Annotated in this window: 14 protein-coding genes and 1 pseudogene; 8 read left to right on the top strand and 7 right to left on the bottom strand. The window is 60.0% G+C overall.

What is annotated here, in order from left to right; all coding sequences use genetic code 11:
• Positions 1 to 958: 958 nt before the first annotated feature.
• The 3 genes from aztC to aztA are packed head-to-tail and all read right to left on the bottom strand — an operon-like array spanning position 959 to position 3,558.
• The gene (aztC, locus tag GGR30_RS21765) at positions 959 to 1,894 is read right to left on the bottom strand and encodes a zinc ABC transporter substrate-binding protein AztC (protein WP_425488372.1); all 936 of its coding nucleotides are present in this window, start codon (positions 1,892 to 1,894) and stop codon (positions 959 to 961) included.
• 21 nt (positions 1,895 to 1,915) lie between these two features.
• On the bottom strand, positions 1,916 to 2,785 hold the full coding sequence (aztB, locus tag GGR30_RS21760; RefSeq protein WP_183491127.1) for a zinc ABC transporter permease AztB: 870 nt from the start codon (positions 2,783 to 2,785) through the stop codon (positions 1,916 to 1,918).
• Complete coding sequence (gene aztA, locus GGR30_RS21755; protein WP_183491125.1) at positions 2,782 to 3,558, bottom strand: zinc ABC transporter ATP-binding protein AztA; 777 nt, start codon at positions 3,556 to 3,558, stop codon at positions 2,782 to 2,784. Before aztA ends, aztB begins: the two co-directional genes overlap by 4 nt.
• 245 nt (positions 3,559 to 3,803) lie before the next feature.
• On the opposite strand from aztA, the gene GGR30_RS21750 reads away from it, so the two are divergent.
• Positions 3,804 to 5,696 (top strand): PhoX family protein, encoded by a 1,893-nt coding sequence (locus GGR30_RS21750; protein ID WP_183491123.1) that lies wholly within the window; start codon positions 3,804 to 3,806, stop codon positions 5,694 to 5,696.
• Between the two features lie 54 nt (positions 5,697 to 5,750).
• Here GGR30_RS21750 and GGR30_RS21745 read toward each other — a convergent pair whose 3' ends face one another.
• Positions 5,751 to 6,239: an RrF2 family transcriptional regulator gene (locus GGR30_RS21745; protein WP_183491121.1), complete on the bottom strand. Its 489-nt coding sequence runs from the start codon at positions 6,237 to 6,239 to the stop codon at positions 5,751 to 5,753.
• A gap of 132 nt (positions 6,240 to 6,371) precedes the next feature.
• Here GGR30_RS21745 and GGR30_RS21740 point away from each other — a divergent pair, with 132 nt between their 5' ends.
• The 7 genes and pseudogenes from GGR30_RS21740 to GGR30_RS21710 all read left to right on the top strand — a co-directional run bounded on the left by GGR30_RS21740 (position 6,372) and on the right by GGR30_RS21710 (position 12,627).
• Positions 6,372 to 7,289: an NAD(P)/FAD-dependent oxidoreductase gene (locus GGR30_RS21740; protein WP_183491119.1), complete on the top strand. Its 918-nt coding sequence runs from the start codon at positions 6,372 to 6,374 to the stop codon at positions 7,287 to 7,289.
• Positions 7,290 to 7,301: 12 nt separating this feature from the next.
• Positions 7,302 to 7,916 (top strand): SAM-dependent methyltransferase, encoded by a 615-nt coding sequence (locus tag GGR30_RS21735; protein ID WP_183491117.1) that lies wholly within the window; start codon positions 7,302 to 7,304, stop codon positions 7,914 to 7,916.
• Between the two features lie 11 nt (positions 7,917 to 7,927).
• Positions 7,928 to 8,562 (top strand): annotated as a pseudogene (locus GGR30_RS21730) (MFS transporter).
• A gap of 17 nt (positions 8,563 to 8,579) precedes the next feature.
• On the top strand, positions 8,580 to 9,257 hold the full coding sequence (locus GGR30_RS21725) for an MFS transporter (protein ID WP_183491113.1): 678 nt from the start codon (positions 8,580 to 8,582) through the stop codon (positions 9,255 to 9,257).
• A gap of 170 nt (positions 9,258 to 9,427) precedes the next feature.
• The gene (locus GGR30_RS21720; RefSeq protein WP_183491111.1) at positions 9,428 to 10,300 is read left to right on the top strand and encodes a LysR family transcriptional regulator; all 873 of its coding nucleotides are present in this window, start codon (positions 9,428 to 9,430) and stop codon (positions 10,298 to 10,300) included.
• A 278-nt stretch (positions 10,301 to 10,578) separates the two neighbouring features.
• Complete coding sequence (locus tag GGR30_RS21715) at positions 10,579 to 11,556, top strand: DUF1852 domain-containing protein (protein WP_183491109.1); 978 nt, start codon at positions 10,579 to 10,581, stop codon at positions 11,554 to 11,556.
• Between the two features lie 39 nt (positions 11,557 to 11,595).
• Positions 11,596 to 12,627 carry a methionine synthase gene (locus GGR30_RS21710; RefSeq protein ID WP_183491107.1) on the top strand — a complete coding sequence of 344 codons (1,032 nt, stop codon included), beginning with the start codon at positions 11,596 to 11,598 and terminating at the stop codon, positions 12,625 to 12,627.
• Positions 12,628 to 13,223: 596 nt separating this feature from the next.
• Here the strand turns inward: GGR30_RS21710 and GGR30_RS23710 are convergent.
• The 3 genes from GGR30_RS23710 to GGR30_RS21695 all read right to left on the bottom strand — a co-directional run bounded on the left by GGR30_RS23710 (position 13,224) and on the right by GGR30_RS21695 (position 17,978).
• On the bottom strand, positions 13,224 to 13,514 hold the full coding sequence (locus tag GGR30_RS23710) for an IS66 family transposase (protein ID WP_210288140.1): 291 nt from the start codon (positions 13,512 to 13,514) through the stop codon (positions 13,224 to 13,226).
• A 393-nt stretch (positions 13,515 to 13,907) separates the two neighbouring features.
• A complete protein-coding gene (locus tag GGR30_RS21700; protein ID WP_183491106.1) occupies positions 13,908 to 15,323 on the bottom strand; it encodes a Mob protein in 1,416 nt (471 codons plus the stop codon).
• A gap of 396 nt (positions 15,324 to 15,719) precedes the next feature.
• Entirely contained in the window at positions 15,720 to 17,978 is a 2,259-nt protein-coding gene (locus GGR30_RS21695; protein ID WP_183491103.1) for an AAA family ATPase, read from the bottom strand.
• Positions 17,979 to 18,446: the final 468 nt, after the last annotated feature.

Below are 18,446 nucleotides of genomic sequence, written 5' to 3'. Positions count from 1 at the left end.
GACGGAAGGGCAGTTCGATATAGCGGAAATGCGGTTCGTCGGCGGGATCGACGACGACGAGGCCATTGGATCCGTAATTGCCGAGGAAGACCTGCATGCTTTTCGCGCCGAGCAGGGTGCCCGTCGTCTGGTCGCTTGGCAGGTCTTCCGGATAGGGCAGCATTTCGAATACCGGGCCGTCTTCTCCAGCGGTCACGGTCAGCACGCCTTCCTGGCAACCGGCGGCAAGAAAGGCGCCGGAGAAGGCTTCGCCGTGAATGCCGGTGCAGGTCGCGACATCGCCGGTCGGCTCGCCGTCTTCGGTCACGGCGCGCAGGCCGATGCGGGTGCCGTCGACCGGCGTATCGGTCGCAACACTCGTGACCCAGAACTTGCCGACGGGAGCGGCAAAGCCGTGATGGGCGCGTTCCTGCTTCAACTGGCTGGTTTCAAGCTCGCCATGGTGAAGCTCGCCCGCATCGACGATTTCGGCATAGCCGCCCTTGTCGAAATTGATGACAACCTTGCCGTCATGATCGATGATGTGGAACGGGCGCGGACCGGTGAGGCTTTCCTCGAGTGCGACCGGCTCCTCGATATCGATATCGGAATGGTCGCCATGAGAGTGCAGCGAAATCCCGCTGTCGATGAAGTGAACCGCATCATCGTCGGATTGCACGGCGACGATGGCCGCGCCACCGTTGACCGCGTAAAGCTTGTTCTGGCCGGTGGTGTCGAAGGACCAGCGATGGTCGGGCTCGCTGAGGTCGAAGGCCGTGATTTTCGCATCCGCATGGTCGCCGACGAAAACGCGGTAGAGGGTGACGCTGTCCTCATGGTCTTCAGCAAAGGCAGCAGGCGCGCCGAGCGCAATCGCGAGCGTGGAAGCGCCCAGGATCCATCGTTTCATATCTGTCTCTCCTTGATGGTATAACGTAACGTTGAGCGGCAAGGTTCGGCCTTGCCCGGTTTATTGTTGTCAGCCGTTGTTGATGGCGGTGGCGAGCGTTTCGACGTTGTAGTGCATCATGTCGATATAACTCGGTGCGGGGCCATCGGCTGAAGACAATGCGTCCGAATAGAGCGTTCCCCCAAGTTCCAGTCCGGCTTCGGACGCGATCTGTTCGACGAGGCGGGCGTCGGAAATGTTTTCGGCAAAGACGGCCGCCGCGCGCTTTTCCCGGATTTCACGGATCAGCGAGGCGACATCCGCGGCGGATGCTTCGGACTCGGTCGAAACGCCCTGCGGCGAAAGGAAGGTAATCCCGTAATCGCGCTCGAAATAGCGGAACGCATTATGGGCGACGACGGCGACGCGGCGGTCCTCGGGGATAGCATCGACCGTTGCCCGGACTTCCGCATCGAGCGCCGTCAGATCGTCGAGATAGGCCTCGGCATTGGCCTGATAAGTCGGGCAGCCTTCTGCATCTGCGGCGCAGAAGGCCTGTTCTATATTTTCGACATATACCTTTGCATTGGCGACCGACTGCCAGGCATGCGGGTCGTTCGGTGCGGCGTGGAAAATCGCCTTGCCGTCGATGTAGTGATAATGGCCGCCATTGGGATCGTTCAGGATATCGGCGTCATCGGTTACGGTGGTGATCGGCGCGTCCGTCTGGCTGGCCTCGATCAGGCGGTCCATGAAGCCTTCGAGCTGCAGGCCGTTGACGAGGATGATGTCGGCCCGTGCCAGCGCCATGGCATCGGCCGGGCGCGGCTCATAGACATGAGCGTCGCTGTCCGGTCCGACCAGCGTTCGAAGCGTGATGCGGTCGCCGCCGACCTGTTCGGCAAAGTCGCCGATGATCGAGAAGCTGGCGACCACGGCAAGCTTTTCGTCCTCGGCATGGGCGGGCGCGCAGAATGCAGCGGTGACGATCAGGCTTGTGAAAAGGGTTGTCAGTGTCTTCATGATGAATTCCGGTAAGTTGCTTGATCAGGCTGCGCGATGCAGCGATTTCGGCAGGCGCGACAGAAGAAGGCCGCGCGGGCTTGCGACGACCGAAACGAAATAGATCGCGCCGGCCGACAGGATGATCGCCGGGCCGGACGGCAGCGAGGCGTGATAGGACAGCAGCAGGCCGACGATGGAGGAGGCAAAGCCGATGGCGATGGCGAGCGCGCACATGGTCGAAACGCGTTGCGTCCAGAAGCGGGCTGCTGCCGCCGGCAGCACCATCAGCCCGACGGACAGAAGCGTTCCGAGCGCCTGAAAGCCCGCCACCAGATTGATCACCACGAGGCCGAGAAAGATAAAATGCACCGGCGAGCCAAGGCGGGAGACGGAGCGCAGGAACAGCGGGTCCATGCATTCGGCCACCAGCGCCCGCCAGAACAGTCCGACGAGAACGATGGAGGTGACGGAGACCAGCGCGATCAGTGTCAGCGCATCGTCGTTCAGCGCCAGAACCGTGCCGAACAGGACATGCATCAGGTCGACGCTGGAGCCGCGCAGCGACACCATCATCACGCCAAGCGCCAGCGAAATCAGATAGAAGGCGGCCATCGAGGCATCCTCCTTCTGCACCGTGAGCCGGGCGATGGCGCCCGCGCCGAGCGCCACGAAAATGCCGGCGACAAGCCCGCCGATCGTCATCTGGACGATCTCAAGGCCGTAAAGCAAGAAGCCGGCGGCCGCGCCCGGAAGAATCGCATGCGCCATCGCATCGCCGGTCAGGCTCATGCGCCTCAGCATCAGGAACACGCCGACCGGGCAGGCGCTCAGCGACAGCATCAGCGCGCCGGACAAGGCCCTCTGCATGAAGGCGAACTCGATGAAGGGCAGCACCAGAGCGTCGTAGATCATGATCGCGCTCCCGCCCCAACTCGTGGCAGGCCTGCATCGCCCTCGGGCCCGCACCACGGCGCGTGCTCATCCCATGGCTCGCTGTAGTGGCGGGCACGCAGCAGGTTCTCCGCCGAAAGCGTGCCGTGGACGTCGCCCCAGGCGATGGGCCGTCTGGCCAGCAGCAGCGCTTGAGGAAAGTGTTCGCGCACAAGATCGAGGTCATGAACGACAACCATGACCGTGCGCTGCTCTCCGTGCCAGTTCTTGATCAGCGCCACAAGATCGGTGATCGTGCGCGCATCGACCGCATTGAACGGTTCGTCCAGAAGAATGAGATCGGCGTCCTGCACCAGAACCCGCGCAAACAGCGCCCTTTGCAGCTGGCCGCCGGACAGGCTGTCGACGGGACGCTTCTCGAAGCCCTCCAGACCTACGGCCATCAGCGCGTCGCTGACCGCCCGCCGGTCCTCGGCGCGATGCCGCCCGAGAAGACCGCGGCGCGGCCACAGCCCCAGCGAGACGAGGTCCACGACCCGCGCGGGAAAACTGCGGTCGAGCTCCGAGAGCTGCGGCAGATAGGCCAGACGGGTGCCGGGCGCGACCGCGCAACTGCCGCCAAGCGGCCGCAGCAATCCGACAATGCCCTTCATCAGCGTCGACTTACCCGAGCCATTGCCACCGACCACCGCCGTCAGACTGCCCTTGCCGACAATGCCGTTCAGGTGGTGCACCGCCGGATGCCGGTTATATCCGAGCGTCAGATCGCGAAAGGTCAGGCAGGCCTCGGCCATTGAAGGGGTCTCGTTCATAGACAGGAGAATCGGTAATGTAATATCATAACGTTTATCGAACGAGCTATATGAAGGCAACGCATTTTTGCCGATTTATTGAAAGTCTGCCTCAGGTTTGAAAATTGAAAAAGTTGCGCAAGCCTGACGCTCAACATTTGTCGGTCATGCGCGTTCCTTCATGCCACCGTTAAGAACGCCCTGTAAGGACAATCCTTGTAACGATATTAAATTACGAGGGACCTTTCATGACCAGAATACCGCCCATCAAGATACCCGCCGACGCGTGGGACGAACTCAACTTTCCCCGGCCCGAAGAAAGCGAATTTGACCGGGTGGTCGAACGCGCGATCTCGCGCCGCGGCTTCCTCGGCGGCGTTGTCGCCTTCGGCTCGGGCGCCGTAGCCATGAGCGCCGGCCTGTTGCCGGGCGGAACGGCGGAAGCGGCAGCGCCGCAGTCGCGCTTTCCGTTCACGCCGATCGCCACCCAGACCGATTACGCCTTCCACGTGCCCGAGGGCTATAAAGCCAGGGTTCTGGTGAGCTGGGGCGATCCGCTTTATGACGGCGTGGCCGAATTCAACCACGAGACCGGCGGTTCGGTCGAGGAATCCGATAAGGTCTTCGGCGAGAATACCGATGGCATGGAAACCTTCGAGATCGGTGGCCATCAGATTCTCGCGGTCAACAATGAATATGTGAACAGCGACATCAACCTGCCGCATACCGAAGACGGCGTGCCGCAGAGCGCGGCCGATGTCTTGAAACTGCAGAACCTGCAGGGCGTGACCGTGGTCGAGATCGCGGAAGGCGCTGACGGCTGGTCCGTGGTGCGCTCCAGCCCGTTCAACCGCCGTCTGCACCACAATGCGCCGATGGCGATTTCGGGACCGGCCGCCGGTCATCCGCTCATGAAGACGGAAGCGGATCCGGATGGCCGCGCCGTGCTCGGCACGCTCGGCAATTGCGGCGCCGGCAAGACGCCGTGGGGCACCTATCTGACCTGCGAGGAGAACTTCAACGGCTATTTCGGCGCGACCGAAGAGACGAGCTACAGCGATGACGTCGCCGCCGGCTACGAGCGCTATGGCATGGCGGCGGAAAGCCAGTACGGTTACGAAAAGTTCGATCCGCGCTTCGATACGTCGAAGACCCCCAACGAACCGCACCGCTTCGGCTGGGTGGTCGAGATCGATCCGACCGACCCCGGCAGCACGCCGGTCAAGCGCACGGCACTTGGTCGCTTCAAGCATGAAAACGCCGAAGTGACGCTCGCCCCGGATGGCCGCGTCGTGGTCTATCTCGGCGATGACGAGCGCGGCGAGTTCCTCTATCGTTTCGTCTCGACCCATCCCTATGTCACCGGCGGCGATACCGATGGCCTGCTCGATGACGGCACGCTCTATGTCGCGAAGTTCAACGACGACCAGACCGGCGAATGGCTGGCGCTGACGCCGGAAACCACCGGCATGGAGCCCGCCGACATCCTGATCTTCGCCCGCATGGCCGGATCGAAGGTCGGCGCCACGACCATGGACCGCCCCGAATGGGTCGCCGTCAACCCCTATGCCGTGGAAGCCTATTGCTGTCTCACCAACAACAAGAACCGCGGCGTCAAGGCCAATGCCGGCGGCGATGCCACGCCGGTCGGCGGGCCGAACCCGCGCGAGGCCAACAAATACGGCCAGATCGTGCGCTGGTATCCCGATGGCGACGACCACGCCGCCGACACCTTCCGCTGGGATCTGTTCGTCATGGCCGGCAATCCGGAGGTTCATTCGGACGCCTATGCCGGTTCGTCCAACATCAACAGCGGCAATCTGTTCAACTCGCCCGACGGCATGGCCTTCGACACCAGCGGTCTCGTCTGGATCCAGACCGATGGCGAGGACAGCAACGAGGGCGATTTCGCCGGCATGGGCAACAACCAGCAGCTTGCCGGCGATCCGGCAACGGGCGAGATCGTCCGCTTCCTGACCGGCCCGCGTGGCGGCGAGATCACCGGCCTGTGCTGGTCGGCCGACCGGCGCACCATGTTCGTCGGCGTCCAGCATCCGGGCGGCTCGTGGCCGGCGGAAGAGGGCCTGCCGCGCTCCTCGATCATGGCGATCAAGCGCGACGACAACGGCCTCGTCGGCTGAAGATACTGCAATCAGCTCGTGATGCGGCATGGCGTTTAAGCGCCATGCCGCTGACTACTTATCGGTTCCAAAATGCTGGAAGGCTGCATTGGCGCCGGCCTCGCCCGCCTCGACCTGAAGTGTGGCGAACCGGTGCTCGAAATCCTGCGCCAGGTCTTCCACCGAGATTTCGGAGAACTGCTGCAGTAGCCGCTGTTCGGCATCCTGCATCGCCAGGTCAAGCCGGGCGTCGACGGCCTTTTCCACCAGACAGTCGGCGGGTTCGGCGCCGGGGCCGATGTTGAAGAGCGGCGGGCTGCCGATCGCCTCGTAGACATCGAGCAGAGATATCGCGCTCAGCGGGCGCGCCAGTTGCCAGCCGCCGCCATGGCCCTTTTCCGAGATCAGGATTTCCTTGTCCCTGAGCCCCGCCATCATCCGCCGCACGACGACAGGGTTGGTCGAAATCATCCCGGCGATCTGGTCGGATGTCGCGCGCTCGACATGCCGGTCGAGATGAATCAGCACGTGCAGCATGCGGGAGAGGCGGAGATCACGCGGCATAAAATAGGCTCCTGGCGATTGGGTATCTGTTGTTTAGCATCCATCATGCAACAATGAAAGTTTCATGTGTTGCCATGGTCTGGTGTTTCATGTAACTCATAAAAATACATTAAACCAAAAAGGGATCAGGCTATGGATCATGATGTTCTGATAATCGGCGGCAGTTTTGCCGGCATGTCCGCCGCCATGCAGCTGGCGCGGGCGCGAAAGGCGGTGCTGGTGCTGGATACCGGCATGCCCAGAAACCGCTTTGCCGAAGCATCGCACGGGTTTCCGGGACAGGACGGGCAAAGCCCGGGCGCGATCAAGGTGCGGTTGCGTGAAGAGTTGAGCGTCTATCCGACCGTTCGTTTTCGCGACGAGGCGACACTTTTAGCCCGGCGTGAGGGCAATGGTTTCCGCGTCTCTCTGGCCGACGGCGGTGACGTCACCGCGCGGCGGATCGTCCTCGCCTATGGCGTGCGCGATACCCTACCGGATATCCCCGGCCTTGCCGAACGCTGGGGTGCAAGCGTGCTGCATTGCCCCTATTGCCATGGTTATGAACTCAACCGCGAGCCGGTCGGCGTGCTCGCGCGCGATGAGATGGCCTTTCATCAGGCGATGCTGCTGCCCGACTGGGGGCAAACCACGCTGTTTACCGGAACGGCTTTCCGACCGACTGAAGAGCAGGTGCAATCGCTGAAAAGCCGCGGCGTTCAAATCGAGGAAACGCCGGTGGCGGAACTCATCGGAACCAGTCCGGCGCTTGAAGCGGTGCGGCTGGAAGACGGACGGACGGTTCCGCTTGCGGGGCTTTTCCTGGCGCCGCAGACGGCGCCCTCCAGTGACATCGCGGCTCAACTGGGCTGCGAAATGCAGGACGGACCGACCGGGCCCTATATTGCGGTTGACCAGATGCAGGCGACAACAGTTCCCGGCGTCTTTGCCGCCGGCGATCTTGCAAGCCCGATGCCGAACGCGACGCTGGCGGCAGCGGCCGGGGTGATGGCCGGCGGCGCTGCCCATCGCTCGCTGATCTTCGATCTCGATCTCGGCGAAGCGGCCTGAAGGGGACGAAAGATGCAGACCGAAACCATCTGGAACGATATATATGCCAAGGGCCCGCAGACCTCGTCGGGCAAGCCCGGCTTGACCCTGTCCCAGTTCGCGGGGCCGCTTCGCCCCGGCACGGCGCTGGAACTTGGTTGCGCCAGGGGCGACGATGCCGTCTGGCTGGCCCGTCAGGGCTGGCAAGTGACGGCTGTCGACGTCTCTTCCGTAGCACTCGACATCGCTGCCCGAAACGCAGAAGCCGCCGGCGTTGCGGACCGCATCCGGTTCGAGGCGCGCGATCTCGCCCTGTCCTTTCCGGAGGGGCGCTTCCATCTGGTTACCGCCAGCTTCCTGCATTCGCCGCAGGACTGGCCGCGCGGCGAAGTGCTGGCGCGGGCCGCCGCGGCAGTGGCCACGGGCGGTCATCTTCTGATCGTCGAGCATGCCTCGCGGGCGCCCTGGTCCTGGTCGCCTGAAAATACCCGCTTTCCCACCGCCGAAGATACGCTCGCCTCAATGCAGCTCGACCCGGAGGCATGGGCGCATCGCTGCCTCTGCCCGATAGCCCGCATCGCCTCCGGACCGGAGGGACAGAGCGCCACGGTGACTGACAATATCCTCTTCCTGAAACGGCGGGTGTGAGATTTTCCAAAATGACCATTTCATCGACCCCGTCACGGGCGGGCTACCCCTTCGTCGTGCTAGCCGTCATCGCCTCGGCCACACTGATGATCGTGCTCGATGCCTCGATCATCAACATTGCTCTGCCGCGCGCGCAGGCTGGCCTCGGCCTTTCCGATACGGCGCGCCCCTGGGTGATCACGGCCTATGCGCTGAGCTTCGGCGGCCTGCTGCTATTGGGCGGTCGGCTCGGCGACCGGTTCGGTCATCGGCGGATGTTCCTGCTCGGATTAACAGGCTTCGCGCTCGCTTCTGGCCTTGGCGGGGCTGCCGCCTCCGGCACAACGCTTATTCTCGCACCCGCGCCTTCGCGGTTTGCGGCGCCGTTCAGGGGCTGGACGGAGCGGTTGGACTTCTCCTTGGCGGGGTGCTCACGGCATATCTCGGCCGGCGTTGGTGCTTCTATATCAACCTGCCCATCGCGCTGGTTGTGGCGCTTGCAGCGCTGCGCACGCTTCCGCACAGCACGGCGCGGGACCGCAGCGCTCTTGACCTTTACGGGGTTTTGTTGTCGAGCGGCGGCCTCACAGCCGTTGTATACGGCCTGACTGTTGCCGGTGAAGGCGGGCGCAAACGTATCGTGCCTTTGCTCCCGCCACGATCCTGACGGGCGTGGCGCTTCTCATGGTTTTCATTCTTCGCCAGAGCCGCGCGCGCAATCCGCTCCTGCGGCTTTCCATTCCGGCGGACCGCAACCGCGCCACAGCCTTCCTTTCGATGGCGGTGATAGGGGCAGGAATGTTCGGGATGCTGATGTTCCTCGCTTTTTATCTGCAGTCAGTGCTGGAGTTCTCGCCGTTGGCGACCGGTCTCGCGTTTCTGCCCTTCTCAGCCGGGATTGTGCTGGGCTCTTCGATCGCATCGAAACTGATGCCGCGTTTTGGCGACAGCCGAACCATGTGGATCGGATTGTTCGGGGCCGCGTTGGGGATGGTCTGGCTCGTTCCGGTTGGTCCGGGACTCGGATTCTGGGCGCAAGTATTGCCGGCACTCTGTGTCATGAGTTTCGGCCTCGGCATCTACTTTGTACCTGCGTCCAGCTCGGCTCTGACCGGCGTGGGCGAGGAGCAATCCGGCGTGGCGTCGGCCCCCGTCAACGTCACCCAGCAGGTCGGCGGCTCCATTGGCCCGGCCCTGCTCAATACGATCTTCCTCGTCGCCACGATGGCAACCCCGGACAGTCGCCTGCAAACACTGGAGGGCTACCGAGCGGTATTCGCCGCCGCCGCCGGTCTCTTTCTCATCGCTCTGCTCGTCGCTTTGCTTCTGCCGCGGCGCGCTTCCCGACGCATCGCCGGCTAGAGTATCCGTTCAGGCCTTGAGAGAAGACGGTGATCGATCACACGCTAAAATGGCCACTTCTTTTCATGAGGAACTGGCATGGGGTACGATGCGTCGAAAAGACAAATGTCGCTGTTTGTCATGACGCCGAATTAATTGATAATATGAGTGCATGACAAGGACTCATATTGATGATCGATATCCAGCCCCTGGCCATCCTGCGCGAGATTGACCGGACCGGGAGCCTGACCCAGGCGGCCGAGCAGTTGAACCTAACGCAATCGGCGGTCAGCCATGCGATCCGCCGGTTCGAGGATCGCTACGGTGTCAAGCTGTGGGAGCGCGAGGGGCATAAGCTGCGCCTCACGCTGGCCGGAGACTATCTCCTGAGCCTTGCGCAGCGTGTCCTGCCTCAGCTGGAACATGGCGCGACGGTGATCGAGGATTATGCGCGCGGGCGGCGCGGGGCGATCCGGGTGGGGATGGAGTGCCATCCCTGCCAGGACTGGCTGATGCGCGTCGTGGATCCGTTTCTGGCGGAATGGCCCGATGTCGAGCTGGATGTGACCACGGCCTTCCAGTTCGGTGGGCTGGCAGCGCTTCTGAGCCACGAGATCGACATTCTCGTCACCCCCGATCCGATCGAGCGCGCGGGCCTCGAATACAGACCCGTGTTTGATTACGAACTGGTTCTGGCAGTGACCGAAAATCACCCACTCGCACAAAAACAATGGGTCGAGCCAGAGGATCTGGCGGGCGAAACCCTGATCACCTATCCGGTCTCGCGCGAAAGGCTCGATATCTTTACCCGCTTTCTCGTGCCAGCCCACGCCCTGCCGCGTCGCCACCGCACGGTGGAAACGACCGATCTGATGTTGCGGCTGGTGGCCTCGGGCCGCGCCGTCAGCGCCACGCCCGACTGGCTGTTGCGCGGAGCCAAGGGGGTGAGGGGTGTGCGGATCGGCGAAGGCATCGCAAAATCCATCCATCTCGGCGCGCGCACGGGCGATCACCCCGACTATCTGGATGGCTTCATGGAACTGGCCAGGACGGTCAGAATCTGAACCGGTCGCTGAATTCTGTCACGCCGTCCCGGCTGCCAAAACCCGCACTGGCTTGCCGTTCATCAAGGTCGGGCGGTCAATCCATGACTCGGTGACATGTTTTCCTGAAATAAAATCATTTTTGTTCATGATCGAGCTCGGGCATAGAGCTGGCACGGCCTGACCCGTCACCGCAGGAAATTCGCTGACCGGGCGAGCCCAAAACGAAGATCAAGAAACCAGGAACACGCAAGAAACGGCCTCGGGCCTTGCCCTCAAAGCCAGGACGGCAGATCACGATGACCAGAGATTTCACCTTCACGATCAAAAGCCTTCGTTTCGACGAAGATTACACGCCATCCGACGGCACGCGGATCACCACAAACTTCGCCAATCTTGCGAGAGGCGAGAGCCGTCGGGAGAACCTCAGCAATACCTTGCGGATGATCGACAATCGCTGCAACAGCCTGGCGCAGTGGGACAACCCGGAGAGCGATCGCTATTCGGTCGAACTCGACATCATTTCCGTCGAGCTTGATATCGAAGGCAACGGCAACAGCTTCCCGGCGATCGAGGTGCTCCAGACGACGATCGTCGACCACAGGACGGGCGCGCGGCTTGAGGGCCTCGTTGGCAACAATTTCTCCTCCTATGTGCGCGACTATGATTTCAGCGTCGTGCTTCCCGAGCACAACAAAGGCAGGGCCGGCTTCAGCGTTCCCGACGATTTCGGCGATCTGCATGGCAAGATCTTCAAGGCCTTCGTCAACTCGAAAACCTATAGCGAGCATTTCCGCAAGCCGCCGGTGATCTGCCTCAGCGTTTCGGACAGCAAGACCTACCGTCGCACGGCCAACCAGCATCCGGTTCTGGGCTTTGAGTACCAGCCGAATGAAACATCCCTGACCGAGCAGTATTTCCGCAAAATGGGCATGGAGGTCCGTTACTTCATGCCGCCGGGAAGCGCTGCACCCTTCGCCTTCTATTTCTTCGGCGACCTGCTTCAGGACTATACCGATCTTGAACTGATCGGCACCATCGCGACGATGGAGACGTTCCAGAAGATCTACCGGCCCGAGATCTACAATGCCAATTCCGCCGCCGGCGAATGCTACAAGCCGAACCTCAGGCATGGCGATCACTCGCTCACCCGGATCGTCTACGACCGGGTTGAACGCACGCGCCTGGCGACCGAGCAAGGCCGGTTTGCCGAGGAAACATTTATCAAGCCCTATCAGGCCATTCTCAACGACTGGTCCGCCCAATACGCTCTTTGAACCCAGTATGTTCTTCGAACAATGACAGGATTGCCGTTCATGACAAAACTGCTCCCCACATCGACTGCCGGCAGCCTGCCCAAGCCCGCATGGATTGCCGAACCCGAAAAGCTCTGGTCGCCATGGAAGCTCGAAGGCGCCGAACTTGCCGAGGGCAAACAGGATGCCCTGCGGGTGACGCTCGGCGAACAGCAGCGCGCCGGCATCGATATCGTCAGCGATGGCGAACAGACGCGCCAGCATTTCGTGACGACCTTCATCGAACACCTCGATGGCGTCGATTTCGAGAAACGCGAGACCGTCCGGATCAGGAAGCGGTATGACGCCAGCGTTCCGACCGTCGTCGGGGCGGTATCGCGTCAAAAGCCGGTCTTCGTCGAGGATGCGAAATTTTTCCGCACGCTGACGGATGGCCCGATCAAATGGGCGCTGCCCGGTCCGATGACGATGATCGATACGCTCTACGACGCGCATTACAAGAGCCGCGAAAAGCTTGCCTGGGAATTCGCCAAAACCCTCAATGAGGAAGCGAAGGAACTCGAAGAAGCGGGCATCGACATCATCCAGTTCGACGAGCCGGCCTTCAACGTGTTCTTCGAGGATGTGAATGACTGGGGGATCGCCACGCTGGAACGGGCGATCGAAGGGCTCAAATGCGAAACCGCCGTCCATATCTGCTATGGCTACGGCATCAAGGCCAATACCGACTGGAAGAAGACGCTGGGTTCTGAATGGCGCCAATATGAGGAGACCTTCCCGAGGCTTCAGAAATCCAACATCGATATGGTTTCGCTGGAGTGCCACAATTCCCATGTGCCGATGGAACTGATCGAGCTCATTCGCGGCAAGAAGGTGATGGTCGGGGCCATCGATGTGGCGACCGACACCATCGAGACGCCCGACGAAGTCGCCGCGACCCTCCGCAAGGCGCTTCAGTTTGTCGATGCCGACAAGCTTTACCCCTGCACCAATTGCGGCATGACGCCGCTTGCGCGCAACGTCGCCCGCGGAAAGCTCGAAGCGCTGAGCGCCGGCGCGGCAATCGTCCGACAGGAACATACCGCGGCATAATATGGTCCGGAAGCCGGCCCGCCTTGCAAGGCTGGTCCTGCAGGGCGGGCGCAGTGCCGAGAGAGCATGAGATGTTTGAACAGGAAAGCCGCCGATGAAAACGCTCTCAAAGTGAAATCACACTCGGTGGCTTCGGCGGAGTGAATAGAGCACGGAGACCTCGGCAACGGGTTATTTAGCTTCCAAGGTGCGTTTCGAGAACGCAAAATTCGTTTCCCGTCCCGAAGATTTTGCAGTGAAACTGAGGTGGTCGGATAAAGCCTAGGCTCCTTTGTGGCCTCCTTGGAGCAGTTTCTTATCGTCGTCCATGGAATGCCGGTCTTAGATCATGCCAATCCGGACAACGTCGCGGCAGAACACCGCTTACATTGACCGCCATATCAGATTCCTAGAACGTAAGCATCGTCTGCGCCGCACCGGTAATCAGCGCGATAGCTTGAAGTTCCATGGAAGGAGGCCATCGATGCGGCTTTGGGTATGATCGTTGGCAATGGCCTCGAGAGTGGCTTTGAGAAAGCGAAGGCCTCGATGCCGTTGATCTCTGCTGTCTCGATGAGAGATGCGATGCGGCCTCAGGCACGCCCACCTTCGTCATGTCAGGCGAACAACGCGTTTTTCCTGTTGAGAGCGATGGGCCGGATCAGGTTCTCGACGCTATTGGAATCGATCTTCACCCATCCATTATGCAGGATGGTTTGCATCCCCCAGTGCCGATGGATGTAGGCAAGCTTTTCGGCAATGGCTCTTTCTTCCGTAGGAAAGAGATCGTCGATGCGATCGAGCGCCCCGGCGATTGCGGCGTTCGCCTCGGGAAGCGAGAAAAGGTTTGCCGCCGCAGTCGGCCAAGGATACAGGTCTGTCCTCGATCGCATCGTCGGTAAGGTCACCGCAACGCGGCCAGCGCAGTCCCGCCGCGGCCGCTCGCTTCAGATTATCCTGAACCATGCTGCGCGCCACGCCGAGCGTTAGTGCAATCTCACGGGTGTTTCGGCAAGCCGGAGCATCTGTCGTAATTGTCTCATAGTCAGCCTTCTCTTTGCCGGCATCACGCTTCCTTTGGTCACAAGGACAGTCATGCCAAAGTTGCTGACGACCCAGGGGGTGTCTCATGCCTTCAAGGTGGCCGGTTATTAATCGGAATCGTGGCCGGCTTCAAATCGGAATACCCGGCCGGTTAACTTCGGAATCCGCAGCCTAGCACCTGCGTCCGGCTCACCAAAGGCTGTTCAAGTAGCTCAAGGACGCCGACAGCAAGAGACGCCTGAAGGCGCCGAACCGGACTAAAGACCGGGTCTGTCCAGGTCTTCAGCAGGTATTTCGTCTGTCGAGACAGGGGGATGCCCGGTTGAGCCGACAACCGTCCTCTTGATCAGCTTAAGAAACTTTTCGAAAATCTTTCTTGCTGGAGTTTGGCGGAGGTCAGGATTCAGGAAGTTCTTGAGCTTTTCGGTGATATTTGGATTGGAGAGTTGGAAGCCTCTGGCGGAGAAATGGATTTCGCCCCGTTCCGCTGCAGAGAGCGTTTCCTCCATCGCAACCTCAAGCTCATCAAATGCGGAGACCCTTGCGGTCAAGTCTTTCTCTCGCCGTTGGATTTCCTCTTCGCGAAGCAAAAGCCGCGCTTCCCGTGCTTCAAGGTTCTTTACGAACGTCTTGGTCTGGTCCGCGATGTTTTGAGCCTCTGCCGCCGTTTCTCGCCGCATGTGTTTGACGTTCTTGATATCCTTTGCAAGTTTTTCGGCTTGTCGCTTGCGAGTGGCATGTTCGACGGTCGAAAGTCTCTCTTTGCGCGGCCCGTCGCGCAATAGCCCGCAGGGCTTTCCAACAGCATCGTGATAGTGGTCCTGAAGAGCACGCATGGCATCGTCGTAAGCCTTCATTTCGGGCACGTGTGTGCGGAGCTTTCTCGCTTCGCGAAGATGGGCACTGCTCTCCGCGCGCCATAGTCGGAGCCGTTTTTGGTTTTCCTGATGGACTTGAGTGCAGGCTTGCTCCCATTCAAAGATAGCGGCCTCGTACTTCCGTTGATTTCGGACTCGCGTTTGCTGTTTTCTGGCCAGCTTTGGTTTTCGTGGTTTGCGCGGGCGCAGCAGAAGCTCTGGCTTTGGAAGCGGTGGGATCGCCGAGGAAGTGTCGTGTGCTGCGCGATATCTGGATGCCGCAGTCTTGCCGCAATGCAGGCTGGCCGCATTAAGCTTCGGCTGGTCTGCATTGATGGCCAAGATATGTGCGTGGACATACTCTTCGTCACGGTGCAGGACCGCGCTCCACTCGATGCCAGACGGCATACGGTTTTCGAAGTCCCTGAGCAAAAGTGCAAGCCATTGGTTGATTACATGCCGATTTTGCGCGTAGTTTTCCAGGAGCACCGAGCACTTCATGGGGTGAGAGTGAATTTCCGTGTAGAGAGTTTGAGCATCCTTTCTCAGGCGGCGCTCATATGTTTTCCCTGTCTTGGACACAACCTTTTCGCGGATTGACAGGAGTCGTTCTCTCCTTCTCCGAGCGAGCTCCTCCACTGTGTGTGTGCCACCCACGCAATGTGCTGGAAGCGGGTTGTCGACGTGCCGCGAGTATTCCGGCAAACGCATCGCCTCGCCGAACACCTGCCGTGCACTGTTTACGTGGTTTTCGTTCTGCCCCACGCTTCGAACGCTGTCACCATATGTCTGTATATGTATAAACTGGTAGCTCATGCTGCATCTGACCTGTATTCCTATCCTCTGAACAGAATACGGGGCGGTTGTGAAAATCGAAAACGGAATGAGTGAATTTTCTGTCGACGTAAAACTATCTACATTGACAGACTGTCGATAGTTTTTCGGGAGATATTTTCCGGGAGAATTTGAGAGGTATGTTCGGTGACTGGAGCCAGCTCTATATGCCGTTCAAGGTGGAGCAGGGACCCGGAACTGCCGTTTTGTCGCCCCGAAAGTGTGATGCGGGCGCGCGACAGAAATGTCTTCTCTCCAGTTACCGAAATGATCGATTGGCAGTCAGACCTGCTGCCAGTCGATCGTAATGCCTCGATGCGCTCGACGCCTAGCGCACACGCCGTTCATTTTGGCGTCCTCTGTCAGTGAAGAGCACTGTTATTTTGTAATGCTGCGGAATCCGTCGCAATCGCCAAGGCCATCTGATTTAGAGATGGACCTTCCGTTGTGCAGCTCGTGCTGACCGAGCAGCGTGGTCCCTTCCCCGCGCTCTGGCTCGACACGACCCAGTAGGTCTTCGAGCTGAGGACCACTGAGTTCACGCTTGCTTACCAAGACTTTGGCCATATCCTCCAATAGACTTCGATTTCGTTCGAGGATCTTTTCGGCGATCCTCTGCGCATCTTCCAACCGGCGCTTTACGCGCTGCATCTGATAGTCGTCGTGGAGCATGAGGGTGGCAGTGTCACCGTGCCAGACCGGACCCGACGCACCCAGCCCGGTGCTGGTATCGATCTTCAAAGCCAGATTTGTTGCGATCGCGAGGTCTGAACCCGAGGGGCCGCCTGAGCCGGCGGACACATCTGCGAGCATGAGTTGCTCGGCGGCGCGCCCCGCCAGGAGAAATGTCATCTCCGCCTGAATATCTGACAGCAGACCCTCGTTCTTCTGAACCACCTTGTAGGTCTCGCCGCCTTGGGGTGTAATTGCGATGCGAGAAACCTCTCCAAGCTGCAGAGCCACCGCGACGATGGCATGTCCTACCTCATGGAGAGCGACACGTTGATCCAGTGCTGGAAATGTCTTCGTGCTGATATTCAGCGTGGCTCTGACATCATTCAGAGTGAATGTACGTCCGGCACCTCGTGCTGTGGATCGCGCCTGCCTGATAGCCGCATCGACCTCAGCGGCCGTTAGGCCGACAGCCTGACGTGCGAGCGGTTCAAGGCGGTCTTCGCAGGCGGCATCAGGTAGCGCGCGCTTGAGCATGCCGATAAGTTCGGGAATGCCGGGACGCGGGACTTCCAGTTTGAGGTCGAACCGGCCAGCTCTAAGGATCGCCGGATCAAGCGCGGATGGGTCGTTGCAGGCGCCTACCAACAACACGCCCTCATGCCGCATGATCAGGTCGATTTGCTCGAGAATGCCGTTGATCACCTGCCTTCTGTAGTTCCTTCCATGATCGTCAGGGTCGAAACGGGACCCCGCGGAGTCGACTTCGTCGATGAAGAGAACTGCCGGTGATCTGCTTCTCGCTTCAGCAAAAGTTTGCTGCATGGCGGCCAAGAATTGCCCAAGATGCCCGGCCGATTGCCATTCTGCGAGGCTGCTTTGAATGAACGAAACGCCGGCGCTATTGCCCATGGCTCTCGCGAGATGGCTCTTCCCGGTGCCTGGAGGGCCGTAAAGCAGAACGGATCGAGTCATATCCTCCCAACTGCACTTGCCGTCTCGCCAAAGCATCAGGTCAGCGACCATGGATCTGGCGGCCATCAGGGCAGGGGACGCAACACTGAATTCCTCCAGCGTTGGGCTTTTTGATTTTCGAGGTTCCGCTCTCGATTTCAACGCTGCGGCCACGCCGCTTGCTGTCGGGTTTCGCAGAGCAACCGCGATCGACCTGAATGGCAAGGTTGCCATCTCCTTGTCGTCGGGAAGCTGCGCTTCGACTTCGCTCATGTCGTCTTTCTGAACGCCGTGACTTTCCCTGAGATGGATCACCATTCCCTCACGAGAAAGCGGCGAAACAGCGATGGGGGCGGGTAGAAGCTCAAGCAGGTCGCCGGGCAGTGTCAATGTAGTCGGCAAGATGATCAGGCAAGGTGTCTGTTGCTCCAGAGCCGCGTAGATGTTGCTGGTGAACTGACGGAAATTGAAGTCTGAGATCTTACCGTCTTCATTCTTTGGGAAAAGGAGGATGAGTTCGGAGCTAAACCCGGTGAAATGAGACGGTTCGATTGTCACTGGGCAGTTGGACGGGACCAGCGTCACCGCAATCAACCGGTAAAGACTGTCGATATCAATAGGATCGGTGCACGTTAGGACCGCCAACTTGCCCTGGCCAAGGCACTTCCGGTCAAACGAAGCGTCATCCCCGAATGTTTGGGCAAGCCGGATTGCAAGGGACAGAGCGCGGGATGGAAGTGCATGATTGTTCGGTGCTTCTTCGTCGACAAATAGATCATCGGCGTCGCTATGATCGTCGCCATCGACGTGTAGTGGGGCGAATGCCTTTTCCTCGATGGCGTTCAACGCGGCGATGAACGAAGGGGATTTCGCCTCTTCCTTTTGCCGTCCACCTCGGAGTGGTCCGGGATATTTGCCTTCAAAGAGCTTCAGGTCCGGATTTTTTTTGAGGCGCTCGATGAGCGTTTCGGCATAGAGCTGCCAGTCAGTGTTCTTTGTTGATGGAAACATGGAAATCTCCTTTTTAAAGGGGGAGTGCTAAACGGTGTGCGCCCGACGACGATGCGCGGTTATGGTGCTCATGACGGGCGGCTTCGGACACGGCCCGTTCCGGGACGATGGTTTTTCCGTTTCGTTGTCTCGGACCCGGAACAAGGCCTTGAGCTTTTCATTCCGGGTTCTGCGCTGACCCGAAATTTCAGCTATTCTGGAACGGATGCCTCACAGCTTCTTCTTGGTTCCGGTTCCTGTGATCTTCCGGGTGCGCGTGGATGCTGATCCGGAACGCAAGCTATTCCGGATTGGCCTTGGCGAAACCGGAACGCATTCGTGTCCTATTCGGACTTTCCCGAAGGTCCGGATGGACGCTTTCTTCCAATTTCCGTTGTTGATTGCCACTGAGAACTGACCCGGTGTGGCCTGATATTTCCATTGAGAATTGACCCATGTTCCAACCTTCCCTCGCATGTTTTGAGCGGG

Source organism: Martelella radicis, assembly GCF_014196625.1.
Classification (GTDB): domain Bacteria; phylum Pseudomonadota; class Alphaproteobacteria; order Rhizobiales; family Rhizobiaceae; genus Martelella; species Martelella radicis.
The sequence above is the reverse complement of the archived record's forward strand: the minus strand, read 5'-3'. Positions and strand labels throughout refer to the sequence as shown.